Annotated in this window: 29 protein-coding genes; 17 read left to right on the forward strand and 12 right to left on the reverse strand. The window is 67.0% G+C overall.

Going from position 1 to position 25887, the window contains the following annotated elements; translation table 11 throughout:
* Positions 1-6: 6 nt before the first annotated feature.
* The 5 genes from NUW50_RS02665 to NUW50_RS02685 all read right to left on the reverse strand — a co-directional run bounded on the left by NUW50_RS02665 (position 7) and on the right by NUW50_RS02685 (position 5556).
* Positions 7-552: a sarcosine oxidase subunit gamma gene (locus NUW50_RS02665; RefSeq protein WP_258287513.1), complete on the reverse strand. Its 546-nt coding sequence runs from the start codon at positions 550-552 to the stop codon at positions 7-9.
* On the reverse strand, positions 549-3473 hold the full coding sequence (locus NUW50_RS02670) for a sarcosine oxidase subunit alpha family protein (protein WP_258287514.1): 2925 nt from the start codon (positions 3471-3473) through the stop codon (positions 549-551). Before NUW50_RS02670 ends, NUW50_RS02665 begins: the two co-directional genes overlap by 4 nt.
* A complete protein-coding gene (locus NUW50_RS02675) occupies positions 3470-3733 on the reverse strand; it encodes a sarcosine oxidase subunit delta (protein WP_258287515.1) in 264 nt (87 codons plus the stop codon). The genes NUW50_RS02670 and NUW50_RS02675 overlap by 4 nt, the downstream gene beginning before the upstream one ends.
* Positions 3734-3740: 7 nt before the next feature.
* Complete coding sequence (locus tag NUW50_RS02680) at positions 3741-4217, reverse strand: hypothetical protein (protein ID WP_258287516.1); 477 nt, start codon at positions 4215-4217, stop codon at positions 3741-3743.
* Positions 4218-4302: 85 nt separating this feature from the next.
* Positions 4303-5556: a sarcosine oxidase subunit beta family protein gene (locus tag NUW50_RS02685; RefSeq protein WP_258287517.1), complete on the reverse strand. Its 1254-nt coding sequence runs from the start codon at positions 5554-5556 to the stop codon at positions 4303-4305.
* Positions 5557-5719: 163 nt separating this feature from the next.
* Here NUW50_RS02685 and NUW50_RS02690 point away from each other — a divergent pair, with 163 nt between their 5' ends.
* Positions 5720-6232: a GNAT family N-acetyltransferase gene (locus NUW50_RS02690; protein WP_258287518.1), complete on the forward strand. Its 513-nt coding sequence runs from the start codon at positions 5720-5722 to the stop codon at positions 6230-6232.
* On the opposite strand, the gene NUW50_RS02695 is transcribed toward NUW50_RS02690, so the two are convergent.
* Together NUW50_RS02695 and NUW50_RS02700 are read right to left on the reverse strand one after the other, a co-directional pair.
* Complete coding sequence (locus NUW50_RS02695; protein ID WP_258287519.1) at positions 6196-7107, reverse strand: SMP-30/gluconolactonase/LRE family protein; 912 nt, start codon at positions 7105-7107, stop codon at positions 6196-6198. The two genes, NUW50_RS02690 and NUW50_RS02695, sit on opposite strands and share 37 nt — an antisense overlap.
* A gap of 69 nt (positions 7108-7176) precedes the next feature.
* A complete protein-coding gene (locus NUW50_RS02700) occupies positions 7177-8157 on the reverse strand; it encodes a quinone oxidoreductase family protein (RefSeq protein WP_258287520.1) in 981 nt (326 codons plus the stop codon).
* Between the two features lie 239 nt (positions 8158-8396).
* Between NUW50_RS02700 and NUW50_RS02705 the strand changes: the two genes are divergently transcribed.
* From NUW50_RS02705 to NUW50_RS02735, 7 genes are all read left to right on the forward strand, one after another.
* Positions 8397-9017, forward strand: coding sequence for an ATP-dependent Clp protease proteolytic subunit (locus tag NUW50_RS02705; protein ID WP_258287521.1), 621 nt, complete (start codon positions 8397-8399; stop codon positions 9015-9017).
* A gap of 186 nt (positions 9018-9203) precedes the next feature.
* Entirely contained in the window at positions 9204-10466 is a 1263-nt protein-coding gene (gene clpX, locus NUW50_RS02710) for an ATP-dependent Clp protease ATP-binding subunit ClpX (RefSeq protein ID WP_258287522.1), read from the forward strand.
* A 27-nt stretch (positions 10467-10493) separates the two neighbouring features.
* A complete protein-coding gene (locus NUW50_RS02715; protein ID WP_258287523.1) occupies positions 10494-11009 on the forward strand; it encodes a hypothetical protein in 516 nt (171 codons plus the stop codon).
* Positions 11010-11012: 3 nt separating this feature from the next.
* The gene (locus tag NUW50_RS02720; RefSeq protein WP_258287524.1) at positions 11013-11453 is read left to right on the forward strand and encodes a RidA family protein; all 441 of its coding nucleotides are present in this window, start codon (positions 11013-11015) and stop codon (positions 11451-11453) included.
* A 49-nt stretch (positions 11454-11502) separates the two neighbouring features.
* Positions 11503-11886, forward strand: a complete 384-nt coding sequence (locus NUW50_RS02725; protein ID WP_258287525.1) for an NADH:ubiquinone oxidoreductase subunit NDUFA12 — start codon at positions 11503-11505, stop codon at positions 11884-11886.
* 32 nt (positions 11887-11918) lie between these two features.
* Positions 11919-12398, forward strand: coding sequence for an outer membrane lipid asymmetry maintenance protein MlaD (mlaD, locus tag NUW50_RS02730; protein WP_258287526.1), 480 nt, complete (start codon positions 11919-11921; stop codon positions 12396-12398).
* Positions 12395-12766: a DUF2155 domain-containing protein gene (locus NUW50_RS02735; RefSeq protein ID WP_258287527.1), complete on the forward strand. Its 372-nt coding sequence runs from the start codon at positions 12395-12397 to the stop codon at positions 12764-12766. Before mlaD ends, NUW50_RS02735 begins: the two co-directional genes overlap by 4 nt.
* Here the strand turns inward: NUW50_RS02735 and aat are convergent.
* Genes aat through accB form a run of 3 tightly spaced genes read right to left on the reverse strand, consistent with a single transcriptional unit; the run spans position 12730 to position 15225 of the window.
* Entirely contained in the window at positions 12730-13326 is a 597-nt protein-coding gene (aat, locus tag NUW50_RS02740; protein WP_443135087.1) for a leucyl/phenylalanyl-tRNA--protein transferase, read from the reverse strand. The two genes, NUW50_RS02735 and aat, sit on opposite strands and share 37 nt — an antisense overlap.
* A gap of 44 nt (positions 13327-13370) precedes the next feature.
* On the reverse strand, positions 13371-14717 hold the full coding sequence (gene accC / locus NUW50_RS02745) for an acetyl-CoA carboxylase biotin carboxylase subunit (protein WP_258287529.1): 1347 nt from the start codon (positions 14715-14717) through the stop codon (positions 13371-13373).
* A 10-nt stretch (positions 14718-14727) separates the two neighbouring features.
* Entirely contained in the window at positions 14728-15225 is a 498-nt protein-coding gene (accB, locus tag NUW50_RS02750) for an acetyl-CoA carboxylase biotin carboxyl carrier protein (protein ID WP_258287530.1), read from the reverse strand.
* Between the two features lie 214 nt (positions 15226-15439).
* Between accB and NUW50_RS02755 the strand changes: the two genes are divergently transcribed.
* From NUW50_RS02755 to preA, 3 genes are all read left to right on the forward strand, one after another.
* Positions 15440-16783: an NAD(P)-dependent oxidoreductase gene (locus NUW50_RS02755; protein WP_258287531.1), complete on the forward strand. Its 1344-nt coding sequence runs from the start codon at positions 15440-15442 to the stop codon at positions 16781-16783.
* Between the two features lie 183 nt (positions 16784-16966).
* A complete protein-coding gene (locus tag NUW50_RS02760; protein ID WP_258287532.1) occupies positions 16967-17659 on the forward strand; it encodes a hypothetical protein in 693 nt (230 codons plus the stop codon).
* 30 nt (positions 17660-17689) lie between these two features.
* Positions 17690-18994, forward strand: a complete 1305-nt coding sequence (gene preA / locus NUW50_RS02765) for an NAD-dependent dihydropyrimidine dehydrogenase subunit PreA (RefSeq protein WP_258287533.1) — start codon at positions 17690-17692, stop codon at positions 18992-18994.
* A 28-nt stretch (positions 18995-19022) separates the two neighbouring features.
* Here preA and NUW50_RS02770 read toward each other — a convergent pair whose 3' ends face one another.
* Complete coding sequence (locus NUW50_RS02770) at positions 19023-19454, reverse strand: hypothetical protein (protein ID WP_258287534.1); 432 nt, start codon at positions 19452-19454, stop codon at positions 19023-19025.
* A 139-nt stretch (positions 19455-19593) separates the two neighbouring features.
* A complete protein-coding gene (locus tag NUW50_RS02775; RefSeq protein ID WP_258287535.1) occupies positions 19594-20232 on the reverse strand; it encodes a TetR family transcriptional regulator C-terminal domain-containing protein in 639 nt (212 codons plus the stop codon).
* 147 nt (positions 20233-20379) lie between these two features.
* Here NUW50_RS02775 and NUW50_RS02780 point away from each other — a divergent pair, with 147 nt between their 5' ends.
* Genes NUW50_RS02780 through NUW50_RS02805 form a run of 6 tightly spaced genes read left to right on the forward strand, consistent with a single transcriptional unit; the run spans position 20380 to position 25878 of the window.
* A complete protein-coding gene (locus tag NUW50_RS02780) occupies positions 20380-21705 on the forward strand; it encodes an aspartate aminotransferase family protein (protein WP_258287536.1) in 1326 nt (441 codons plus the stop codon).
* A complete protein-coding gene (locus NUW50_RS02785) occupies positions 21705-21914 on the forward strand; it encodes a hypothetical protein (RefSeq protein WP_258287537.1) in 210 nt (69 codons plus the stop codon). The genes NUW50_RS02780 and NUW50_RS02785 overlap by 1 nt, the downstream gene beginning before the upstream one ends.
* A gap of 9 nt (positions 21915-21923) precedes the next feature.
* The gene (locus tag NUW50_RS02790) at positions 21924-23174 is read left to right on the forward strand and encodes a Zn-dependent hydrolase (protein ID WP_258287538.1); all 1251 of its coding nucleotides are present in this window, start codon (positions 21924-21926) and stop codon (positions 23172-23174) included.
* Positions 23171-23623, forward strand: coding sequence for a hypothetical protein (locus NUW50_RS02795; RefSeq protein WP_258287539.1), 453 nt, complete (start codon positions 23171-23173; stop codon positions 23621-23623). Before NUW50_RS02790 ends, NUW50_RS02795 begins: the two co-directional genes overlap by 4 nt.
* 18 nt (positions 23624-23641) lie before the next feature.
* On the forward strand, positions 23642-25096 hold the full coding sequence (hydA, locus tag NUW50_RS02800; RefSeq protein ID WP_258287540.1) for a dihydropyrimidinase: 1455 nt from the start codon (positions 23642-23644) through the stop codon (positions 25094-25096).
* Positions 25096-25878, forward strand: coding sequence for an ABC transporter ATP-binding protein (locus NUW50_RS02805; RefSeq protein WP_258287541.1), 783 nt, complete (start codon positions 25096-25098; stop codon positions 25876-25878). The genes hydA and NUW50_RS02805 overlap by 1 nt, the downstream gene beginning before the upstream one ends.
* Positions 25879-25887: the final 9 nt, after the last annotated feature.

Genomic DNA, 25887 nt, shown 5'->3' on the forward strand with positions numbered 1-25887 from the left:
CCGGGCTCAGCCGCCGTCCTGCCGGGCGGCGACGCTGCGCATGGCGACGTCCAGCTCATGCACCGCGGTCGTGGCCATCGAGCGGAACACCATCAGATCGAAGCTGTCGGTCCCGGTGCGGGTGACGGACAGTGGCATGTGGTTGAGTAGGCTGCGGGCGGTGGCGTCGAGCGGGAAGGCCCCGGTCCGAAGGTCCAGGGGCACCAGCCGGGCCAGCGCGGCCTCGGCCAGCGCGCCGGTCAGGCGGAGCCGCGCCCAGCCGTCGGACTGGTCGGCCAGAGCGGCGCCGGGAATCTCGGGCGGCGCGACACCGATCAGGAAGGCCTGATCCTGCCCCGTCCAGAGGATGCGGGCCTTGCCCCTGGCCAGCGACTGGCCCGGTTTCGGGAAACGCAGGCCCAGCGGCTTCAACGCGGCGTTGACGGCTTTCTCCTGCCCTGCGAAGGGGCTGATCGCGGTGATCGGCTCCATCGGCAATTCGATCAGCGTGGTGCCGTCGGCATCCAGCGGAGTCAGCCCCTCGGCCGGGGCACGGGCAATCAGACGGCTCATCGGGCGCGCCCTCCTTCGGGATCGAAGAATACCGGATGGGTGACTTCGCACAGGGTCTCGATCTTGCGCAGGTGGTCCACCATCTTCACCGTCTCGCCATGCCGGGCGCGGCCGTTTCTGAGGAAGGCCAGCGCCAGCGGATGGCCCAGCGTCGGCGAATGGCAGGCCGAGGTGACATGACCCTGCACGTTCTGGCGAAGCGGTTTGTCGGTGGCGGCGAAGAGATGCGCCCCGGCGGTCAGCTGCATGACGCCGCCGACCGGCTTGAGGCCGACCATCTCCTCCCGGTCCTCCATCAGCCCGGGCCGGGCCGAGAGGGTCTTGCCGATGCAGTCCTTCTTCTTCGAGATCATGCCCTGAAGGCCGAGGTCGAAGGCGGTGGTGCGGCCGTCGATCTCGGCATGGGTGATGAAGCCCTTCTCGATCCGCAGCACGTTCAGCGCCTCCATCCCGTAGGGGCCGCCGCCGAGTGCCTCGGCCTGGGCCACGAGCAGCCGGTAGAGGCTGTCGCCATAGCGGGCCGGCACCGCGATTTCATAGGCGCGCTCGCCCGAGAAGGAGATCCGGAACAGCCGCCCGGGCGTCCCGGCGACGCTGACCGCGCCACAGGCCATGAAGGGGAAGCCGTCGTCGTCGATCGGCTTGTCGAGCACTGCGTTCACCAACTCGCGCGATTTCGGCCCGGCAACCGAGAACTGCGCCCAGTGTTCGGTGACCGAGATCAGCCGGATGTCCTTGCCCGGCCGGAAGGCCTGGCGGACGAATTCGAGATGCTTCATCACCGGCCCGGCGGCGGCGGTGGTGGTGGTCATGACGAAATGCTCGGGTCCCAGTCGGGCCGAGGTGCCGTCATCCATCACGAAGCCGTCCTCGCGCAGCATCAGCCCGTAGCGGCATTTGCCGACAGGCAGGGTCGAAAACGTGTTTGTGTAAACAAAATCAAGGAATTCCGCGGCGTCCTTGCCCTGGATGTCGATCTTGCCGAGGGTCGAGACATCGCAGACCCCGACCGTCTCGCGGACCATGGTCACCTCGCGGTCGCAGGATTCGCGCCAGCTGGATTCACCGGTGCGCGGGAAGTAGCTGGGCCGATACCACAGACCGACCTCGACCATCGGCGCATCCCGGTCCACCGAAGCGGCGTGCGAGGTGGTGAAGCGCTGCGGGGCAAAGCCCATTCCCCAGCCGCCAGCGCCCATTGCGCCGATCGAGACCGGTGTGAAGGGTGGGCGGTAAGTGGTTGTTCCAGTGGCGGGAATGCCGTTTCCGGTGGTATCGGCCAGGATCGCCAGGGCCGAGACATTCGAGGTCTTGCCCTGGTCGGTCGCCATGCCCTGGGTGGTGTAGCGCTTCATGTGTTCGACCGAGGAGAAGCCCTCTTGCGCGGCGCGCTTCACGTCCTTGACCGTGACGTCGTTCTGCATGTCGAGCCAGGCCCGGCCCGGACCCGGCACAGCCCAATGCGCGGTGATCCCGGGCTCGGCCTCTTCCGCTTCCGGTGGTTCCCATGAAGGGCATTTGAATCCAAGGGCTTGCAGGGCGGTCTTGGCGCAGTTTGCGCCCGAATCCAGCGCCCCCCTGGTGGAGAAGACGCCGAGCGCCGCGCCGGCGGCTTCGAGCCCCGGAACCGACCCCGGCCGGGGCACGAAGGCGGCGATCTTCTCGTCCCAGACCGGGCGTCCGTTATGATGGCAGGTCAACGCGAGGTTCGGGTTCCAACCTCCTGAAACAGCAAGACAATCGGCCTCGATATCCGCCTTGCCGCCGGCGTGGCGCAGGCTGAGCCCGTGCAGCCCGGTGCGGCCTGCGGTGTTGATCACCTCGGCGCCGCGGAAGATCGGGAACGGGCCTTCGACAACGGCGTCGGGCCTTGTGTCGATCAGCGCCGTCACGGTCAGCCCGGCGGCGGCCAGATCGTGGGCGGTGCGATGCGCGTCGTCATTGTTGCCGAACACCGCGACCCGCGCCCCGGCGACGGCGCCGAAGCGATGCAGATAGCTGCGCACCGCCGAGGCCTGCATGATGCCGGGGCGGTCGTTGTTGCGGAAGGCGATCATCCGCTCCTGCGCCCCGGCGGCGAGGATCGCCCGCTTGGCGACGATCCGCCAGAAGCATTCGATCGGCGCATCGCCGGGCGGGGTGCGGTGCAGGTTCACCCGTTCCAGCGCGGCATAGGTGCCCTGATCATAGGCGCCGGTCACCGTGGTGCGCCGCATCAGCCGGACATTGGGCAGGCTCTGCAGCTCGGCCAGAACCGCGGCGGCCCAGTCGCGGCCGGGCTGGCCGTCGATCTGCAGCGCTTCGCCGTTCAGCCGGCCGCCGAAGACCGAGTCCTCCTCGGCCAGGATCACATCCGCCCCGGCCCGTCCCGCCAGCAGCGCCGCGGCCAGGCCGGCCGGGCCGGAGCCGATCACCAGCAAGTCGCAAAAGGCGTAGGCCTTTTCGCGGGGCGCCAGGTCGGGGGCGCCGGAGAGGGCGCCCAGCCCGGCGGCGCGGCGGATGAGCGGTTCGTAGAGCTTTTCCCAGAACTTCACCGGCCACATGAAGGTCTTGTAATAGAACCCGGCGCCGAGGAAGGGCGACAGCAAGTCGTTCACCGCCAGCGCGTCGAAGCCGAGCGAGGGCCATGCGTTCTGGCTCTGGGCTTCGAGCCCGTCATAGATCTCCTGCACCGTGGCCCGGACATTCGGGGTCCGGTCGGTGTCGCGCCCGGTGGTCACCAGCGCGTTCGGTTCCTCGGAGCCGGCGGTCAGGACACCGCGCGGGCGGTGGTACTTGAACGAGCGGCCGATGAGCCGCTGCCCCGAGGCCAGCAGCGCCGAGGCGAGCGTATCGCCCGCGAAGCCGGTGAACTCCTTGCCGTCGAAGGAAAACCCGACGGGCGTGCTGCGATCGACGATGCCACGGCCCGCGACCCTCATGACGCGGCCTCCGAGGCGAGCCGGGCGCCGGTGATCTCATGCGTCACGGTATTGCGCTCGACCACCAGCCAGGCGCCGCAGCCGGCCTCGTGATACCAGAGGTCCTGCGTCGGACCGGCGGGGTTCTCGCGCAGATAGACGAACTCGTCCCAGGCGGTCTCGCCGGCGTCGGGCGCCGGACGGTCGAGCCCGACCGCATGGCCGCGGTAGGAAAATTCGCGCAGGTCGCGGGGGCCGCAGAGGGGGCAGGGGATTCGCATCAGGCTCTCAGTCGTTGCAGTGGGCGTCGGGGACGCGGGTCATGCGGTAGGTGACTCGGGTATCGGGGCGTTCGGCAATGTCGATGGCGCCGCCGCAGCCCTGGGTTTCGCCGACCCACATCCCGTCGGTGCTCAGGTCAAGCGTGTCGCCCTTGACGGTGATCGAGGCATGGCCGCCATCGCATTCGATGCCGCAGAAGTCGCGGCCGTTCTCGGTCCAGCACAGCAGGAAGGAATCGAATCGGCTGTTGCCCAGCCCGTCGCGCCGGGCATGGCCCTGGTCGGCGGTCCAGATCGTGAGGTTGCCGACCGCGTTGGTGCCGTCGCCGTCGGGTTCCAGCCAGAGCCGTATTCTGGCGGCGATCTGGTCGGGGTGAGAGGCCAGATGGGCGGCGCTGTAGCTGCGGTCGTAGCAGCCGGGTGGCGGGCCCTCGGCCCGGGCGGGCAGGGCGGCGAGACAGGCGAGAGCGGCGCAGATCACCATTCCCGAGGGCCTGTTCCGGGCGTCCGCAATCCCCCGGTCCTGCCCCTCCGGCCCGGTGTCGCGGCAAGCCGGCCGTCCGGTGTCTCTAGTGAAGGTTGTGCTGCGCACCGGTGCCCTCCTCGTCGATGATCCCGCGCCCGGTACGGAACCGGTCCAGCCGGAAGCCCTTGGCGACCTCGTGCGGCTTGTCGGTGGCGATCAGGTGCGCCAGGCAGTCGCCCGAGGCGGGGACCGCCTTGAAGCCGCCGTAGTTCCAGCCGCAGTCGATGTAGAGCCCCTCGATCCCGGTCTTGTCGATGATCGGCGAGCCGTCCGGCGTCATGTCCATGATCCCGCCCCAGCTGCGCAGGACCTTGGCCCGTCCGATGATCGGCATCAGCGTCATCGCCGCCTCCATCACATGTTCGGCCATCGGCAGATTGCCGCGCTGGGCATAGGAGGCGTAGAGATCGAGATCGCCGCCGAAGACCAGCCCGCCCTTGTCGGACTGCGAGATGTAGAAATGCCCCATGCCGAAGCTGACGACATGGTTGATGACCGGCTTCAGCCCCTCGGTGACGAAAGCCTGCAGGATGTGGCTTTCGATCGGCAGCCGCAGACCGGCCATCGCGGCGACCTGGCCCGAGCGGCCGGCGGTGACGATGGCGACCTTCTTCGCGCGAATCGCGCCGCGCGTGGTCTGCACCCCGGTGACCTTGCCGCCCGAGATGTCGATGCCGGTCACCTCGCAGTTCTGGATCAGGTCCACACCGCGCTGGTCGGCGGCGCGGGCATAGCCCCAGGCCACGGCATCGTGCCGGGCGGTGCCGCCGCGCGGGTGGTAGAGCCCGCCGTAGATCGGGAAGCGGCCGTTGTCGAAATCGAGATAGGGCAGGTATTCGCGGACCCCGTCGCGGTCGAGCAGTTCGGCGTCGTCGCCCTGGTTGATCATCGCATTGCCGCGCCGGGCGAAGGCGTCGCGCTGGCCGTCCGAATGGAACAGGTTGATCAGCCCGCGCTGCGAATGCATCACGTTGTAGTTCAGGTCGGCCTCGAGCCCTTCCCAGAGCTTCAGCGAATGCGAGTAGAACTCGGAATTGCCGGGCAGGAAGTAGTTGGCCCGCACGATCGTGGTGTTGCGCCCGACATTGCCGCCGCCGAGATAGCCCTTTTCCAGCACCGCGACATTGGTCAGCCCGTAGGTCCGGGCCAGGTAATAGGCCGTCGCCAGCCCGTGCCCGCCGCCGCCGATGATCAGCACGTCATAGTCGGATTTCGGTTCGGGCTGACGCCAGGCCGGGGTCCAGCCTTTGTTGCCGGTCAGACCTTGGGTCAGGATTTTCAGGGCGGAATAGCGCATCGGGACTCCCAGCGGCGGGTCGGGGCCAGCTAAACGGTCCCGGACGGATTATTCAATGGCTTGACGGGCCCTGCGGCACTTTTCCCCGCCTCTTTCCGGCGACGGGGCGGCGGCCCGCCGGGGGCGTCTTGCGGCGCGGGTCCGGGTTTGCCAGTCTTGGGGCATGGACCGCTATCTGATCCGGTGCCTGACCGGGGCCGATCTGCCCTTGCTGCGGCGCTGGCGCCAGGCGCCGCATGTGCTGCGCTGGTGGCCGCAGGAGGGGGCGGAACCGCCGGGGCAGGTGGACCCGGGCACGGTGCCGAGCATCGTCGAACTGGCGGGCAGGCCCTTTGCCTATATCCAGGACTATGGCGTCCATGACGAGCCCGATCACCATTTCGCCTATCTGCCGCCGGGGGCGCGCGGGATCGACCAGTTCATCGGCGAGGCCGACATGCTGGGGCAGGGCCATGGGCCGGCCTTCATCGACCAGCATGTCCGCAGCCTGTTCGGGGCCGGCGCCCCGGCGGTCGGCACCGATCCGCATCCCGACAACCGGCGGGCGATCCGGGCCTATGAGAAGGCCGGCTTCCGGATCGCGGGCGGGCCGCTCGACACGCCCTGGGGCCGGGCGCTCCTGATGGAGCGCCGGCGCGATCAGGCGAAGTGCGACACCCCGCGGGCGTTGACATAGATCGAGCGCAGCGAGGTGGTGGCGCAGATGAACAGCCGGTTCAGCTTCGGGCCGCCGAAACAGATGTTGGCGACCACCTCGTCGACCAGGATCTTGCCCAGCAGCGTGCCGTCGGCGGCATAGCAATGCACGCCGTCGCCCGCCGAGGACCAGATGTTGCCGTCGGTATCGACGCGGAAACCGTCATAGAGGCCGACATCGCATTCGCAGAGCGTCTGCCCGGCGCCGAGCGATTTCCCGTCCGCCGCGACCGGGTAGGCGCGGATTGCCGGGGTGCAGTCGGGCTGATGGGTGCGGCCGGTGTCGGCGACATAGAGCAGGCTCTCGTCCGGCGAGAAGGCCAGCCCGTTCGGCTGCACCATGTCGTCGATGACCCGTTCGACGCTGCCGTCGGGGTCGATCCGGTAGACATTGCGGGCGCCGATCTCGGAGGGGGACTTGTCGCCCTCGTAGTCCGAATCGATCCCGTAGGAGGGATCGGTGAACCAGATCGAACCGTCGCGCTTGACCACCACGTCGTTGGGCGAGTTGAAGCGCTTGCCCTGGTAGCGGTCGGCCAGCACCCGGCGGGTTCCGTCATGCTCGGTCCGGGTCACGGCGCGGCCTCGGTGCTCGCAGGCGATCACCCGGCCCTGGGCGTCGATCGTGTGGCCGTTCCGGTTGAAGCAGGGCTGCTCGAAGGTCGAGACATGGCCATCGGCCCAGTCCCACCGCATCACCCGGTCGTTCGGAATGTCGGACCAGAGCAGATAGCGCCCCGAGGGCACCCAGACCGGCCCCTCGCACCAGCGCGCTCCGGTCCAGAGGGTCTCCATCCGGACGTTCTTGTGGATCAGCGCGTCGAAGCGCGGGTCGATGGTGGAGTAGAGTTGCATGCAGAAAGTCCTCGCGTGATGTGAATGGCCTTGCGGCGTCGGGAAAGAGGTGTCCGCCAGGGGGCGGGGTCAGAGCGTCAGCACGGTGGCGCCGGTGGTGGCCCGCGATTCGAGCGCGCGATGCGCCTCGGCCACCTGTTCCAGCGGCACCCTCTGGTCGATCCGGATCCGCACCTTGCCCGAGGCGATCATCTCGAACAGCTCGGCGGCCATCTGCTGGCAGGTGTCGGGGTCGGCGATATGGGTGAACAGCGTCTGCCGGGTCAGCTTCAGAGAGCCCTTGGCGGCGAGCTTCAGCAGATCGACCGGCGGCACCGGGCCCGAGGCATTGCCGAAGGAGATCATGAAGCCCAGCGGTCGCAGGCAGTCGAGCGAGGCGTCGAAAGTGTCCTTGCCGACCCCGTCCATCACCACGTCTACGCCGCGACCCTCGGTCAGTTCGCGGACCCGGGTCGGGAAATCCTCGGTCCGGTAGTTGATGACATGGGCGGCGCCGCTGTCGCGGGCCAGGGCGCATTTCTCGTCCGAGCCGGCGGTGCCGATCAGTTCGATGCCTTCGGCCCGGGCCCATTGGCAGGCGATGCTTCCGACCCCGCCCGCGGCGGCGTGGAACAGCACCCTGTCGCCGGGGGCAATCGGGGTGACGCGGCGGAACAAGTAGTTGACGGTCATGCCCTTGAGCATCGCGGCCGCGGCCTGTTCGAAGGACACCCCGTCGGGCAGAGGGCAGACCTGGGCGGCGGGCATCACCCGCGCCTCCGAATAGCTGCCCGGCGGCATGGCCGCATAGGCGGCGCGGTCGCCGGGCTTGAGATGGGTCACGCCGTCGCCCACCGCCTCGACCACCCCGGCGCCCTCGGCCCCGATCGCATGCGGCATCGACAGCTTGTAGAGCCCGGAACGGTGATAGACGTCGATGAAGTTCAGCCCGATGGCCTTGTGCCGGATGCGGATTTCGCCCGGCCCCGGATCGCCCAGCGGCAGATCGGCGAGCTTGAGCGCATCGGGCCCGCCTGGCGCTTCGATGATGACGGTTCTCGCGGTTGCCATGCCAATCCTCCCTCGTTGCGGTCAGACTATGGTTGCCGGGCGAAGCTTGTCCAGCAACGGCCCGGCACCGCGGGCGGCGGTCGGAACGGGGGCGGATCCGAACGCCGGCCGGCTGAGGGTGTCGTCGGGCCAGCCGCGGCAATGCATGGGTTCCTCCCCTTGCAGCCCCCGGGTGGCACCACTAAGACTCGTTTAACCCACCACCGGCTAGAACGGTGCCCAGGAAGAAAGCAGGCAAGATGCGCGATCCGGCAGAGTTTTACATGAATACCCTGGTCCCGATGGTGGTCGAACAGACCAGCCGGGGCGAACGGGCCTATGACATATTTTCACGGCTTCTGAAGGAGCGGATCATCTTTCTGGCCGGGCCGGTGCATGACGGGATTTCGACCCTGGTCTGCGCGCAGCTGCTGTTCCTGGAGGCGGAGAACCCGTCGAAGGAAATCTCGATGTACATCAACTCGCCGGGCGGCGTGGTGACCAGCGGCCTGTCGATCTATGACACGATGCAATACGTGAAGCCGAAGATCTCCACGCTGGTCGTGGGCCAGGCCGCCTCGATGGGCGCGCTGCTGCTGGCCGCCGGGGAAAAGGGGATGCGCTATTCGCTGCCGAACAGCCGGATCATGGTGCACCAGCCCTCGGGCGGGTATCAGGGCAATGCTACGGATATCATGATCCACGCCCAGGAAACGCTGAAGCTGAAGCATCAGCTGAACGAAATCTACACAAAGCATACAGGCCAGAAGCTGAAGGCGGTCGAGGCCGCGCTGGACCGCGACCGGTTCATGTCGCCCGAGGAAGCCAAGGACTGGGGCCTGATCGACGAGATCATGTCGAGCCGCGTGCCGGAGGTTTGATGACGCGGGGACCCGAGGTGAGTCCGTTGCGACACGGGCGAGTGATCAGGACGATTTGGCGTTGTGCCTGTGATTCCGCTGCCCTAGACTTTGGCGGCCGGCCCCATGGGCCGGAAGACGGACGGGTTGGCGAGACTCAATTCGGGGCGGAATTCGGGTCGGAACAGCGGACGGCAGGGGACTGAGATGGCGACGAATTCGGGCGACAGCAAGAACACCCTTTACTGCTCATTCTGCGGCAAGTCGCAGCATGAGGTGAGGAAACTGATCGCCGGGCCGACCGTGTTCATCTGCGATGAATGCGTCGAGCTCTGCATGGACATCATCCGTGAAGAGACCAAGACCCAGGGCTTCAAGTCCAAGGACGGCGTGCCGGCCCCGAAGGAGATCTGCGAGGTTCTGGACGATTACGTGATCGGCCAGATGCATGCCAAGAAGGTGCTCTCGGTCGCGGTCCACAACCATTACAAGCGGCTGAACCATTCGGCCAAGTCGCAGGACATCGAGCTGGCGAAGTCGAACATCCTGCTGATCGGCCCCACGGGCTGCGGCAAGACGCTGCTGGCGCAGACGCTGGCGCGCATCCTCGACGTGCCCTTCACCATGGCCGACGCCACAACGTTGACCGAGGCCGGCTATGTCGGCGAGGATGTCGAGAACATCATTCTCAAGCTGCTGCAGGCCAGTGAATACAACGTCGAACGGGCGCAGCGCGGCATCGTCTATATCGACGAGGTCGACAAGATCACCCGCAAGTCCGACAACCCCTCGATCACCCGCGACGTCAGCGGCGAAGGCGTGCAGCAGGCGCTGCTGAAGATCATGGAGGGCACGGTGGCCTCAGTTCCGCCGCAGGGCGGCCGCAAGCATCCGCAGCAGGAATTCCTGCAGGTGGACACCACGAACATCCTGTTCATCTGCGGCGGCGCCTTTGCCGGGCTGGACAAGATCATCTCGCAGCGCGGCAAGGGCTCGGCCATCGGTTTTGGCGCCGAGGTCAAGGAAGTGGACAGCGCCGGCGTCGGCGAGGTGTTCAAGTCGCTGGAGCCGGAAGACCTGCTGAAATTCGGCCTGATCCCGGAATTCGTCGGCCGCCTGCCGGTGATCGCGACGCTGGAGGATCTGGACGAGGACGCGCTGGTCACGATCCTGTCGGCGCCGAAGAACGCGCTGGTCAAGCAGTACCAGCGGCTGTTCGAACTGGAAGACACCGAATTGCAGTTCACCGACGATGCGCTTCTGGCCATTGCCCGGCGTGCCATCGCGCGCAAGACCGGGGCGCGCGGGCTGCGCTCGATCATGGAAGACATCCTCTTGGAAACCATGTTCGACCTGCCCTCGCTCAACAATGTCGACAAGGTCGTGGTGAACGAGGAAGCCGTGACCTCGGGCGCCAAGCCGCTGCTGATCTTCGCGGAAGGCAAGAAAGAGCAAGCCGCCGCGGGCTGAGGCCGGGGCGGGCGAGGGCTGCCGTGAATGGGCGTCCTCCGGTCCTTGGTGCGCGGTGCGGTTTCCGGAACGATTCTGCTGGCGCTGCTGGGCGCCGGGCTGCTGTGGGGCTATCCGGCGCTGCGGCGCTTGCGCGACAATCCCGGCTATGCAGAGAAACTGTTCGCGGGCGTGTTGGAGCATGACCGGGTTCTTGCCTCGCGGCGCTGGCATGGCTGGGGCGCCGAATCCTGGGACTGCAGCTATGGAATCGTCGAGCTGTCCGACGCTGCCGCGCCGACTCCGCCCACTGCCGTCAGCGGCGACGGCTGGCAATTCGCCTATGGCGGGAACTGGCAGGCCAGCCCGGCGCCGCCGCTGAACGATACCACCCGCGATGCGCTGGACTTCTGCAGCCGATACTGGGACGCGGCACTGGCCGGGCGGCTGGAACGGGCGTTGAACACGCCGGGATCGTGGTATATCCGGGACGGCGTCGGCGAGACGGTGTTTCTCTATTCCGTGCCCGAGCGTCTGGCTGCCCGAATCCGCTATGGAGACTGACCCATGACCCGCCGTCTCATATCATCGGGCTCTCCCTTCGAGCGGGACATCGGCTATTCCCGCGCCGTGGTCAGCGACGGCTGGGTCTTCGTCGCCGGAACCACCGGGTACGACTATGCCGAGATGACCATGCCCGAGCGGGTCGAGGACCAGTGCCGCAATGCGCTGGAAACCATTCGCAAGGCTCTGGCCGAGGCCGGGGCTTCGCTCGACGATGTGGTGCGGGTGCGCTACATCCTGCCGGACGGCGATGACTGGCCGCCCTGCTGGCCGGTGGTTTCGGCGGCATTCGCCCGGGCCCGGCCCGCGGCGACGATGATCCGGGCCGGATTGCAGACCCCCGAGATGAAGATCGAGATCGAGGTGACGGCGCGGCTGCCCCGAGCGGGCGACATGCCGCCGCACGGGCGGGGAGACGGCCCGGATGGTCCTAGACCTTCCTGACGAATTCGCCCATATATCGCAAAGCGCACAGTCGGAAGATGGAACGGAAATGGGCATTCTCACGGGCATCCTGAGGGCATTGACCTGGTGGAACGGGCAAACCCTGAACACCCAGCTGTGGAGCTGGCGCAAAGGCCAGAAGGTCGGCGAGGATGCCGAGGGCAACCGTTTCTTCCAGACCAAGGACGGCAAGCGCCGCTGGGTGCTGTATAATGGCGAGGCCGAGGCCAGCCGGATCTCTCCGGAATGGCATGGATGGCTGCACCACACTTGGGAGCAGCCGCCGACCCAGTCGCCGTTGCCGCACAAGCCCTGGGAAAAACCCCATGTCCCGAACCTGACCGGCACCGAGGCTGCCTATGTGCCGCCCGGCTCGATCCGTCGGGCGCAGCCGGTGGTGCGCCAGGATTACGAGGCCTGGACGCCCGAGTAACCGGGCAGGGCCCTGGACCGGAGAGCAGTCGCATGGCAGGAACTCTGACCGAAACCGTCACTGGCGGGCTGGTGCTGATCGCAGCGGCGGGTTTCATCGTCTATGGCAGCAAGCTGTCGGGTTTTGCAGGCGGTGGCGCCAGCTATCCGCTGACCGCTTCGTTCCGCTCGGTCGAGGGCGTGACCGTCGGCACCGATGTGCGGCTGGCGGGGGTCAAGGTCGGCACCGTCACCGATCTCAAGCTGAACAACGAAACCTTCTTTGCCGATGCCACGCTGTCGGTCGGGGCCGATGTGCAGCTGCCCGACGACACCGAGGCGCGGATCGCCTCGGAGGGCCTGCTGGGCGGCAGTTTCGTGGAACTGCTGCCGGGTGGATCGCTGACCAATTACAAACCCGGCGACGAGATCGAATTTACTCAGGGTTCGGTCAGCCTGATCGAGCTGTTGCTGAAATATGTCGGCGGCGGCGGATCGGGCTCTGATGCCGCCGAGCCGGAGCCTGCGGAATGATCCGGGCGCTTCTTCTGGCGCTGGCGGTGCTGGGCACCGGCGCGACCACAACGCAGCAGCAGACCACCGAAGCCAGCGGCGCCGTGCTGCGGGCGCTGGACCGGATGTCGGGCGAGACCACCGATCTGGAGATCCCGAGCGGCACCGCGCAGACCTATGGCAAGCTGGTCGTCTCGGTCGAGGATTGCCGCTTTCCCACCGGCAACCCGGCCGGCAATGCCTATGCCCATGTGACGATCACCAGCGCCAATCCCGCGGCCGGGCAGGCGCCGCTGTTCTCTGGCTGGATGGTGGCGAGTTCACCGGCGCTGAACGCGCTGGACGATCCGCGCTACGATGTCTGGGTCCTGCGCTGTATCACCTCCTGAGCCGGGGCCAGGGGACGATCGGCGCCAAAGCTGGCCCGGGCCGACAGCGCCTCGTGCAGGCGCCGGTGGTATTCGGAACGCGAGATTTCGACCGCTCCGAGACTGGCCAGGTGATCGGTGAGGAACTGGGTGTCGAACAGCCGGAACCCCTGCCGCGCCAGATGGTCGGTCAGATGCGCCAGCGCCAGTTTCGAGGCATCGGTGGCCCGCGAGAACATGCTTTCGCCAAAGAAGGCGGCCCCAAGGGTGACGCCGTAGACGCCGCCGATCAGCGCGGATTCGTTCCAGATTTCAATGGAATGCGCGGCGTCCTTCTGATGCAGGGCCAGGTAGAGCGCCCGGATTTCGGCGTTGATCCAGGTCTCGGGCCGGTCGGCGCAGCCGTCGAGCACGCCGGCAAAGTCCCGGTCCAGCGTCACCTGATAGCCGCCGCGCCGCATCCGCCGCGCCAGCGAGCGCGAGATGTGGAACCCGTCCAGCGGCAGCACGCCGCGCCGGCGTGGATCAACCCAGAATATCTCGTCCGCATCGCGGCCATCGGCCATCGGGAAGATGCCCATCGCATAGCCGCGCAACAGCAGCTCGGGAGAGATCGCGTCTTGGGTCAGCCCAGGGTCTTCTCCAGCCACTTTTCCAGCCAGTGGATGTTGTAGGTTCCCGCCTGCACGTCCGGATCGGCCAGAAGTTCGTGGAACAGCGGCACCGTTGTGTCCACGCCATCGACGATCAGCTCGCCCAGGGCCCGGTTCAGCCGCGCCAGCGCCTCGGGCCGGTCGCGGCCGTGGACGATCAGCTTGCCGATCAGGCTGTCGTAATAGGGCGGGATGACATAGCCGTCATAGAGTGCCGAATCCATCCGCACCCCCAGCCCGCCGGGGGCGTGATACTGGGTGATCCGGCCCGGGCAGGGCGAGAATGTCGGCAGTTTCTCGGCGTTGATCCGGACCTCGATCGCATGGCCGCGAATCTTCAGGTCTTCCTGGCTGAAGCCGAAGGGTTCGCCGGCGGCGACGCGGATCTGTTCGCGGACCAGATCGACATCGAAGACCGCTTCGGTCACCGGGTGTTCGACCTGCAGGCGGGTGTTCATCTCGATGAAATAGAACTCGCCGTCCTCGAAGAGGAACTCGATGGTCCCGGCGCCGGAATAGCCGAGCTTGGCAATCGCGTCGGCGCAGATCTTGCCGATCTTGGCGCGCTGTTCCTCGGAGACGGCGGGGCCGGGGGCCTCTTCCAGCACCTTCTGGTGGCGACGCTGCAGCGAGCAGTCTCGTTCTCCCAGATGGACCGCGTTGCCCTTGCCGTCACCGAACACCTGAATTTCGATATGGCGCGGCTTCTGCAGGTATTTCTCGATATAGACTTCGTCATTGCCGAAGGCGGCCTTGGATTCGGACCGGGCGGTGCGGAAGGCGACTTCCAGTTCTCCCGCGTCCTGCGCCACCTTCATGCCGCGGCCGCCGCCGCCCGCCGTGGCCTTGATGATGACCGGAAAGCCCATCGCCTCGGCGACGCTCTTTGCGGTCGCGAAGTCCGGCACCCCGCCTTCCGAGCCGGGAACCACCGGGATGCCCAGGGCCTTGGCGGTTTCCTTGGCGGTGATCTTGTCGCCCATGATGCGGATATGTTCCGCCGAGGGGCCGATGAAGGTCAGGCCGTGGTCTTCGACCGCCTGCACGAATTGCGCGTTCTCGCTGAGAAAGCCGTAGCCGGGATGGATCGCCTCGGCGCCGGTGATCTCGCAGGCCGAGATGATCCCCGGGATCGAAAGATAGCTCTTGCCGCTGGCGGGCGGGCCGATGCAGATCGCCTCGTCGGCCATCCGGACATGCATGGCGTCGGAATCGGCGGTGGAATGCACGGCCACGGACCGAATGCCCATCTCGCGTGCGGCACGGATCACCCGGAGGGCGATCTCGCCACGGTTGGCGATCAGGATTTTGTCGAACATGGCCCCGCCCTCACTCGATGACGAGCAGCGGCGCACCGTATTCGACGGGCGTGGCATCCTCGACCAGAATGCGGCGGACGATCCCGGCCTTGGGCGCGGGAATCTGGTTCATCGTCTTCATCGCCTCGATGATCAGCACGGTCTGCCCTTCGGACACCGCGTCGCCGATCTTGACGAAGGGGGCGGCGCCGGGTTCGGGCGCAAGATAGCAGGTGCCGACCATGGGAGAGGTCAGGGCGCCGGGCAGATCGGCCGGGTCCGTGTTGGCCGCGGGGGCGGCCGCAGGGGCCGAGGGCGCGGCGGCGGCAGGAGCGGCGGGGGCGGGGGCCGCGTTCGGGGCGGCGACATGCTGAACCACCGCAGGCGGCTTGCGGCTGACCCGGACATTCAGCCGGTCGGCCTCGCCATATTCGCGTTTGACCTCCAGTTCGGTCAGGTCGTTTTCCCGCAACAGGGCGGCGAGCGCCTGGATAAACGCGACATCGGCTTCGTTCTTCTTCTCAGACATATGGTCGGCCCGCTGATAATTTGCCCGTTGTCTTCGCCCATCTTTCCGGGACGGTTCCTGCGGTACCGCTTGTAACGCAGCCATGCTGCTTAGGAAAGCGCCAGTTTCCGGGTCAATCGGCACATAATGCCGGGCGGCATGATTTTACCAGTTGATAAAATATCTGCCTGTGGCACAGTTCCATGGCCAGCCACCGAAACAACGGAGCGAGCCTATGGCCAATGACATGCGGACACCGGGCATACAGCCGGGACGATTGCCGGCCGAGGCATATGCCGAAGCCTTCGGCGACCTGCACGCGCCGCTGGACGGGCACGAGGCGCGGGTGGCGGCGGATCGCTGCTACTTCTGCCACGATGCGCCCTGCATCGATGCCTGCCCGACCAGCATCGACATCCCGCTGTTCATCCGCGAGATTTCCACCGGTCAGCCGGGGGCGGCGGCGAAGACGATCTTCAACCAGAACATCCTGGGCGGCATGTGCGCCCGGGTCTGCCCGACCGAGACGCTCTGCGAAGAGGCCTGCGTGCGCGAGGCGGCCGAGGGCAAGCCGGTCGAGATCGGGCGCCTGCAACGCTTTGCCACCGACAGCCTGATGGCCGCGGGGGGGCATCCCTTCACCCGGGCGAAGCCCACCGGCAAGACGGTCGCGGTGGTCGGGGCCGGGCCGGCGGGGCTGGCCTGTGCGCACCGGCTGGCGATGAAGGGCCATTCCGTGGTGCTCCACGATGCGCTGCCGAAGCCGGGCGGGCTGAACGAATACGGCATCGCCAGTTACAAGACTCCGCATGGATTCGCGCAAGCCGAGGTCGAGTGGCTGCTGCGGATCGGCGGGATCGAGCTTCGGACCGGTCAGGCCCTGGGTGCCGCGCTGGATCTGGAAAGCCTGCGGGCCGAGCATGACGCCGTGTTCCTGGCGATCGGACTGGCCGGGGTGAACGCGCTGCGGGTGCCGGGAGAGGACCTGCCCAACGTGCGCGATGCGGTCGATTTCATTGCCGACCTGCGCCAGGCCGAGGATCTGGCCGAACTGCCGGTGGGCCGCAATGTCGTGGTCATCGGCGGCGGGATGACGGCGGTGGATGCCGCGGTGCAATCGCGGCTGCTTGGCGCCGAGAACGTCACCATCGTCTATCGCCGTGACCGTGCCGCGATGTCGGCCTCGGCCTACGAACAGGATCTGGCCGCCTCGAAAGGCGTGCGGATCATCTTTGGCGCACAGCCGGTGGCGGTGCTGGGCGAGGGGGCGCTGCGCGAGGTCGAGTTCGAATATACCACCGTGACCGACGGCCGGCTGACCGGCACCGGTGAGACCTTCCGCCTGCCCGCCGATCAGCTGTTCAAGGCGATCGGGCAGAAGCTGGAAGGCGCGCCCGAGGGCCTGGCGCTGGACGGCGGCAAGATCGCGGTGAGCGGCGCCGGGCGGACCTCGCTGGACCGGGTCTGGGCCGGCGGCGACTGCGCCAGCGGCGGCGAGGATCTGACGGTGACGGCGGTGGCCGAAGGCCGGGATGCCGCCGAAGACATCCATCAGGCCCTGATGGCCGCAGGGTCATGAACCCGGGGCGGTCGGATATCGCGGCCCCGGCAATGGCCCGCGGCATATTCCGATGCGCCGGTCTGGCGGCCGGAAAGCCGCCCCGGGACGGGGCCGGGGCGCCGTGTTTCGGTCGTGAGAAAGTTGTATCGCTATTTGATTTCGCAGACCTCCGCTGCAATGATTGACGCAGGAGGAACTGCCATGCCCCAATCCACTCACGTTACCGCCCGTCAACCCCTGGCCAACGCGCCGCCCGCCACCCGCCGCAAGCGCCGGACGGCGCTGTTGTCCTCGGTGCTGGTCGCGCCGGCGTTGTTCGGCCTTGTGGCCTGCTCCACGACCAGCAGCGACGGCAAGAGCGACACCAAGGTCGTCATCACCCCGTTCGGCTTCTATTCGCGGACCGAAACCAGGTCCGACGATGACGACAACAACGGCGCACAGGCGCTCGCGCAGGCGCTGGTCGTGGCCGTTGCCATCGCCAGCAAGCTGGAAAAGGTCAACCAGACCTGTCAGTCGCTGAGCTCGGCCGAGTACCGGATCGACTGTCTGGGTGAAGGCTATACCCGGACCGCCGCGGATATTCCCGACAACGCGACCTTCGGCGATGCCCGCGAAGCGGTTGCACGGGCGGCCTCGCAACTCAGCGGTCTCGCCGCGGCGAACCGTGCCCCGGCCGCCTTGCCCGACGTCAAGGTGCCCGAGGCGAAACGCTCGGTGCGCCCGGTCTCGCCGGAGAAACTCAAGGCCGCACAGGCCGCAGCATTAGAGATCATCGAAGAGACCGAGACGGTCCTGCTGCGGTCGTCGGACATCAAGCCATCGCAGTCGGCCGCCTATGAAAAGATCGCCGCTGCGGTGAATTCGTCGAAAGTGCTGCTGCGCTCGACCTGAGCGCGGCCTCAGTCAGGGAAAGGGACGCCGATGGCCAATCTTCAGAGCGAATTCGTGGGGATCAGATCCCCCAACCCGTTCTGGCTGGCCTCGGCGCCGCCAACGGACAAGGAGTACAACGTCCGCCGCGCCTTCGAGGCCGGCTGGGGCGGTGTGGTCTGGAAGACGCTGGGCGAGGCGGGTCCTCCTGTCGTCAATGTCAACGGCCCGCGCTATGGCGCGATCTGGGGCGCCGACCGGCGGCTTCTGGGGCTGAACAACATCGAGCTGATCACCGACCGGCCGCTCGAGGTGAACCTGCGCGAGATCAAGCAGGTCAAGCGCGACTGGCCGGACCGGGCGCTGGTCGCCTCGATCATGGTGCCCTGCGAGGAAGCCGCATGGAAGGCGATCCTGCCGCTGGTCGAGGACACCGGCGCCGACGGGATCGAGCTGAACTTCGGCTGTCCGCACGGGATGAGCGAACGCGGCATGGGGGCCGCGGTCGGCCAGGTGCCGGAATATATCGAGATGGTGACTCGCTGGTGCAAGCAGTACACCCGGATGCCGGTGATCGTGAAGCTGACGCCGAACATCGCCGATATCCGCAAGCCGGCCCGCGCGGCCAAGGCCGGCGGCGCCGATGCGGTGTCGCTGATCAACACGATCAACTCGATCACCGGGGTCGATCTCGACACGATGTCGCCGCTGCCCTCGATCGACGGCAAGGGCAGCCACGGCGGCTATTGCGGCCCGGCGGTGAAGCCGATCGCGCTGAACATGGTGGCCGAGATCGCCCGCGACCCGGAGACCGCCGATCTGCCGATCAGCGGCATCGGCGGCATCACCACCTGGCGCGACGCGGCCGAGTTCCTGGCACTGGGCGCCGGCAATGTGCAGGTCTGCACCGCGGCGATGACCTATGGCTTCAAGGTCGTGCAGGAGATGATCTCGGGCCTGGCGGAATGGATGGACGAGAAGGGCCATGCCTCGGTCGCGGCGGTCTCGGGACGGGCGGTGGGCAATGTCACCGACTGGCAGTATCTGAACCTGAACTACATCACCAAGGCCCGGATCGACCAGGAGTCCTGCATCAAGTGCGGGCGCTGTTTTGCAGCCTGCGAGGATACCAGCCATCAGGCGATCGCGATGCTGCCGGGCCGGGTGTTCGAGGTGCAGGACGACGAATGCGTCGCCTGCAATCTCTGCGTGGATGTCTGCCCGGTCGAGAATTGCATCACCATGGAAGAACTGGCGCCGGGCAGTGTCGATGCGCGGACCGGCAAGGTGGTGAGCAGGGACTACGCCAACTGGACGACGCATCCGAACAACCCGACGGTGAAGGCCGCCGAATAGAGGCAACGGGCGGGACCGCCCCGGAGGATCACGGCGCGCCGTCGCCCGGGTCGGCGGGTCCGGTGTCATCCGCCGCCCGATCCGGCACCGCCGCCGGGGGGCCGTCCGGCATGGTCGGCGCCGCCATCCGGGCCATTTCGGCCTGTGCCCGCGAAGCGTTCATCCGGGCCAGGACGGCGTCCAGATCCCGCTCGGCATCCAGCACATTGGCATCGAAGGCGGGGCTCGGCCCGGTCAGCGCATAGGGATCGGCCAGCGCCGGCACCGGCCGTTCCGCGGTGGTGTCGAGAGGATCGGGGGTTCCCGTGCCGGCCGGACCGGGAGGACCGGGGGCATTCCCGCGGGGCGCCGCCGCACCTGCCCGGGACCCGTCCCTGTCGGACGCGGTCGGGTGCGACTCGGCAACCGCCACCGGCGGCACGTGATGATTGAGCGCAATTGATCCGGCAAATGCCAGCATACCTATGGCTCCTCGATCGGAACCCCCGACCCGGCGCCGACTCTGCGGCAGAGGCATGAACGACCGGTTAACTGCCGACAGGAGCCGCGCGGTTCGGTTAACGAAACGCTGAAACTTCGGGCAACCGGCCCCCGGATGCCTAGGCCGGGGTCAGGGCGCGACGATAGAGCGTTTCGAGGAACTGTGCCGCCTGGGTGAAATGCTCGTCCCGTTTCGGTTGCAGAAGGGCGCGGACCTGCACATCGAAATCGGCATAATGCTGGGTCGTCGCCCAGATCGAGAAGATCAGGTGGCGCGGGTCGGTCGGGGCCAGCCGGCCCTGGGCCATCCAGTCCGCGATCACCGCCGCCTTCTCGTCGACGAGGGCGCGCAGGGGGCCCTCGATCTCGGGCATCATATGCGGCGCACCATGCAGGATCTCGCCGGCGAACAGCCGGCTTTCGCGCGGCATGACCCGCGCCATTTCCAGCTTTTTCAATGCGTAGGTGACGATTTCCTCGACCGGTTCCCCATCGGCATCCATCGCCCGGAGCGGCGCCAGCCAGAGATCCAGCAGCCCGTCGAGCAGGGCGCCGTGCACCGCCTCCTTCGAGGCGAAGTAGTACAGCAGATTGGGCTTCGACAGCCCGGCCTTCTCGGCGATCCGGTCCAGCGTCGTGCCGCGGAAGCCAGCCTCGGCGAAGGCGTCGAGCGCGGCCTCGAGGATCGCCTGACGGTTCTTGCGCTGGATGCGGGTCTGGCGTGGTTTCTTCGGCTCGGCCGAGTCTTCGTCCCGCATCAGGTCTTCTGGCACCCGTTCACCTCCCGTCGTCCCTTGACTGATCGTTATAGGGTGGTAGCGTCCTCTTGACCTAATGGTCAAATTAATTGGACCGGCCCGGTCGCGAAGGAATGCTGCGCGGCGGGCCCACCCTTGGGGGATACCATGGCGCTTGACCGCAAACCCGTGCCGAACGATCTGTCTGCATTCTGGATGCCTTTCACCGCGAACCGGCAGTTCAAGAAGGCGCCCCGGATGCTGGTTGCGGCCAAGGACATGCATTACACCAGCGCCGACGGCCGCCAGATCCTGGACGGCACGGCGGGCCTGTGGTGCTGCAACGCCGGGCACTGCCGTCCGAAGATCGTCGAGGCGATCCAGACAGCGGCGGCGGAGCTCGACTATGCGCCGGCCTTCCAGATGGGCCACCCGGCGGCCTTCGAACTGGCCAACCGGATCGTCGAGATGGCGCCCGAGGGCATGAACCATGTGTTCTACACCAATTCGGGTTCGGAATCGGTCGATACCGCGCTGAAGATCTCGCAGGCCTATCACCGGGCCCGGGGCGAAGGCAGCCGGACCCGGCTGATCGGGCGCGAGAAGGGCTATCACGGCGTCGGCTTCGGCGGCATCAGCGTCGGCGGGCTGGTCAACAACCGCCGGGTGTTCAGCCTGCTTCCGGGGGCCGATCACCTGCCGCACACCTATCTGCCCGAGCAGAACCGCTGGACCAGGGGCCTGCCCGAGCATGGCGCCGAACTGGCCGATGATCTGGAGCGCAAGATCGCGCTGCACGGCGCCGACACGATTGCCGCCGTCATCGTCGAACCCGTCGCGGGGTCCGCGGGGGTGATCCTGCCGCCGAAGGGCTATCTGGAAAGGCTCCGCGCGATCACCAGGAAGCATGGCATCCTGCTGATCTTCGACGAGGTCATCACCGGCTTCGGCCGGCTCGGCAGCAGTTTCGCCACCGAGTATTTCGGCGTCACGCCCGACCTGATCACCACGGCCAAGGGGCTGACCTCGGGCACGGTGCCGATGGGGGCGGTGCTGACCACCTCGGAGATCCACGACACCTTCATGACCGGCGACGAGCACATGATCGAGCTGTTCCACGGCTACACCTATTCCGGGTCGCCGCTGGCCAGTGCCGCCGGGCTCGCGACGCTGGAGGTCTATCGCGAAGAGGGCCTGTTCCAGCGCGCCGCCGACATCGCACCCTATTGGGAAGAGGCGCTGCATTCGCTGAAGGGCACGCGGCATGTGATCGACATCCGCAACCTCGGCCTGATCGGCGCGATCGAGCTGGAGCCGATCCCCGGCGCCCCGACGAAGCGCGCCTTCAACGCCTTCCTCAAGGGCTTCGAAAAGGGGATCATGGTGCGCACGACCGGCGATATCATCGCCATGTCGCCGCCGCTGATCGTCGAGAAGTCCCATGTCGATCAGCTGATCGGCACCCTGCGCGAGGTGCTGGAGGCGCTCGACTGATGGCGGGCGGGGCGGTGACGCCGGGGCAGGGGACCGCTCTCCATGTCCGCGCCGCCCGCGTCGCTGCCGCCATCGGCCAGATCATTTCCACGCTGATCCGTTGCCGCAACCCGGCTGGACGCGGCTACGCCCGCCGGGTCGGGGCAACGCGCAGTATCATCTCTGGCGGAGCGGCGCGGCTGCCCTTCGTCGCAATCGAACTGAAATGAGGTATCGCCATGGCCGCCCCTGCTGAAAACATGAAGATCAATGGTGAGCGGTTGTGGGACTCACTTATGGAAATGGCCAAGATCGGGCCGGGCGTCGCGGGCGGCAACAACCGCCAGACCGTCACCGATGCCGATGCCGAGGGGCGCAAGCTGTTCCAGAGCTGGTGCGAGGCGGCCGGCGCGACCATGGGGGTCGACCAGATGGGCACGATGTTCGCCCGCCGCGAAGGCACCGACCCGGACGCGCTGCCGGTCTATGTCGGCAGCCATCTCGACACCCAGCCCACGGGCGGAAAATACGACGGCGTTCTGGGCGTGCTCGGCGGGCTGGAAATCCTGCGGACGCTGAATGATCTGGGGATCAAGACCCGGCATCCGATCGTGGTGACCAACTGGACCAACGAGGAGGGCACCCGTTTTGCCCCCGCCATGCTCGCCTCGGGCGTCTTTGCCGGCGTGCTCGATCAGGACTGGGCCTATGAGCGCGTCGATGCCGAGGGCAAGAAGTTCGGCGACGAGCTGAAGCGGATCGGCTGGCGCGGCGAGGAAGAGGTCGGCGCCCGCAAGATGAAGGCCTTCTACGAGCTGCATATCGAGCAGGGGCCGATCCTCGAGGCCGAGGGCAAGGACATCGGCGTCGTCACCCATGGACAGGGGCTGCGCTGGATCGAATGCACCGTCACCGGGAAGGAAAGCCATACCGGCTCGACCCCGATGAGGATGCGCCGCAACGCCGGCCGGGGCCTGGCCCAGATCACCGAACTGGTGCACGAGATCGCCATGAAGCACCAGCCGAACGCGGTGGGCGCCATCGGCCATATCGACGTCTATCCCAATTCGCGCAACATCATCCCCGGCAAGGTGGTCTTCACCATCGACTTCCGCAGCCATGTGCTGGAGACGCTGAATGCCATGGTCGCCGAGCTGGAGGAAAAGGCGCCGAAGCTCTGCGAGGCACTGGGGGTCGAATTCTCCTGCCAGAGCTCCGGCCAGTTCGATCCGCCTGCCTTCGATCCCGACTGCGTCTCCACCGTGCGCCGCGCCGCCGAGCGGCTGGGTTATTCGCATATGGATATCGTTTCGGGCGCCGGGCATGACGCCTGCTGGATCAACCGGGTGGCGCCGACGGCGATGGTCATGTGTCCCTGCGTTGACGGGTTGAGCCACAACGAGGCCGAGGAGATCACGCCGGAATGGGCCCGGAAGGGTGTGGACGTGCTGTTTCACGCGGTGGTCGAGACGGCGGAGGTGGTCGGGTGATCCGACAGGCGCTCTCTGCGGTTTCGGCGGCCAGCGGCGGGCGCCAGATGAGGCTCGGGGTCACGGCGGCGGTCGGCATTGCCGCCGCGCAGGGCGCCCTGGCCGAGGAAAAGGCCGATTGCATCGCCGCCGGCAAGACCATGAGCAAGGTCGCGGAGATGCTGGACGAGGCCGGAGAGAGCCGCAGCGTCAGCCGCATGGCCATGGTCCGGACGCTGAGCAGTGCCGGCCTGGCCGCGGCCTATGCCGCCGACCTGGGCTGGCCCGAGGACATGGCGGCGGCGCTGCTGGCGCTGCGCGACCTGCCCAAACCGCGGGACGACGGCAGCCTGGTCCCGGGCGAGGACGCCTATGCGCTGGTGGTCGAGAATGCCCTGATCCTCGCCGCCGGAATGCCGGGGCAATGCCCCGAAACCGAAATCCCGGACTTCACGCCCTACGCCGACTAACGCCCAAGGAGACCGACCATGACCACAGTCATCAAGAATGGCACAATCGTCACCGCCGACCTGACCTACAAGGCCGATGTGCTGGTCGAAGGCGGCGTCATCACCGCCATCGGCCCGGACCTGAAGGGCGACGAGGAACTCGACGCCACCGGCTGCTACGTCATGCCCGGCGGGATCGACCCGCATACCCATCTCGAGATGCCCTTCATGGGCACCTATTCCACCGACAATTTCGAAAGCGGCACCCGCGCGGCGTTGGCGGGCGGAACCACGATGGTGGTCGATTTCGTGCTGCCGGGCCAGGGCCAAGGCCTGCACGACGCGCTGAAGGGCTGGCACAACAAGTCGGCCCAGGCGCATTGCGACTACTCCTTCCACATGGCGGTGACATGGTGGGGCGAGAAGGTCTTTGCCGACATGGCCACGATCATCGCCGACGAGGGCATCACCACCTTCAAGCATTTCATGGCCTACAAGGGCGCGCTGATGGTCAATGACGACGAGATGTATTCGTCGTTCCGGCGGCTCGGCGACCTGGGCGGGATCGCCTTGGTCCATGCCGAGAACGGCGACCTGGTGGCGGAAATGTCGGCCAAGCTGCTGCGCGAGGGCAATACCGGTCCCGAGGCCCATGCCTACAGCCGACCGAGCCAGGTCGAGGGCGAGGCGACCAACCGCGCGATCATGATCGCCGACATGGCGGGGGTGCCGCTCTATGTCGTGCATACTTCCTGCGAGGAAGCGCATGAGGCGATCCGGCGCGCAAAGATGGCCGGCAAGCGGGTCTGGGGCGAGCCCCTGATCCAGCACCTGACGCTGGACGAGAGCGAGTATTTCAACCCCGACTGGGACCATGCCGCGCGGCGCGTCATGTCGCCGCCGTTCCGCGACAAGAAGCATCAGGACAGTCTCTGGGCCGGGCTGCAGTCGGGGACGCTGTCCTGCGTCGCCACCGACCATTGCGCCTTCTCGACCGAGCAGAAGCGCTACGGGGTCGGCGATTTCACCAAGATTCCCAATGGAACCGGGGGTCTGGAGGACAGGCTTCCGATGCTCTGGACCCATGGGGTCGGCACCGGGCGGCTGACGCCGAACGAATTCGTCGCGGTCACATCAACGAACATCGCCAAGATTTTGAACTGCTACCCGAAAAAGGGCGCGGTGCTGGTCGGGGCGGATGCCGATCTGGTGGTCTGGGACCCCGAAAAGACCAAGACGATCACCGCCGCCACGCAGCAATCCGCCATTGATTACAACGTCTTCGAGGGCAAGACCGTGAAGGGCCTGCCGCGCTATACCCTGACCCGGGGCCGGGTCGCGGTGATGGACGGCGAATTGCAGCCCAAGGAGGGCCATGGCCAGTTCGTCAAGCGCAGTGCAAACACCCCGGTGAACCGGGCGCTGAGCCAGTGGAAGGAACTGACCTCGCCGCGGCCCGTGACCCGTACCGGCGTTCCGGCGACGGGGGTTTGATGGCCTCGCATGTCATTGATGCCGCCGGCCTGAACCTGACGTTTCAGACCGGCGACGGCCCGGTTCATGCCCTGAAGGATGTCGATCTCGGCATCGACAGGGGCGAGTTCGTCAGCTTCATCGGCCCTTCGGGCTGCGGCAAGACAACCTTCCTGCGCTGCATCGCCGGGCTGGAGACGCCGACCGACGGCAGCCTGACCGTCAACGGGGTCACGCCCGACGAGGCGCGGCGGGCGCGGGCCTATGGCTATGTGTTCCAGGCGGCGGGTCTCTATCCCTGGCGGACCATTGCCAGGAACGTCTCGCTTCCGCTCGAGATCATGGGGTTTTCCAAGGCCGAACAGGCCGAACGGGTGGAGCGTGTTCTGGCTCTGGTCGAGCTGGAGGGCTTCGGCCGGAAATTCCCCTGGCAGCTGTCGGGCGGAATGCAGCAACGGGCCTCGATCGCCCGGGCGCTGTCCTTTGACGCCGATCTGCTGCTGATGGACGAACCCTTCGGGGCGCTGGACGAGATCGTCCGCGACCGGCTGAACGAACAGTTGCTGCGGCTCTGGGCGCAGACCGAGAAGACCATCTGTTTCGTCACCCATTCGATCCCCGAGGCGGTCTATCTTTCGACCAAGATCGTGGTGATGAGCCCGCGGCCGGGACGGATCACCGATGTGATCGACAGCCCCTTGCCGAAGGAGCGGCCGCTCGACATCCGCGACAGCGCCGAGTTCATCGCGATCGCGCATCGGGTGCGCGAAGGTTTGCGTGCGGGGCATGGCGATGACGTCTAGCACCGGAGA

It is taken from the genome of Frigidibacter sp. ROC022 (genome assembly GCF_024723735.1).
In the GTDB taxonomy this organism is placed as follows: Bacteria; Pseudomonadota; Alphaproteobacteria; order Rhodobacterales; family Rhodobacteraceae; genus SLM-1.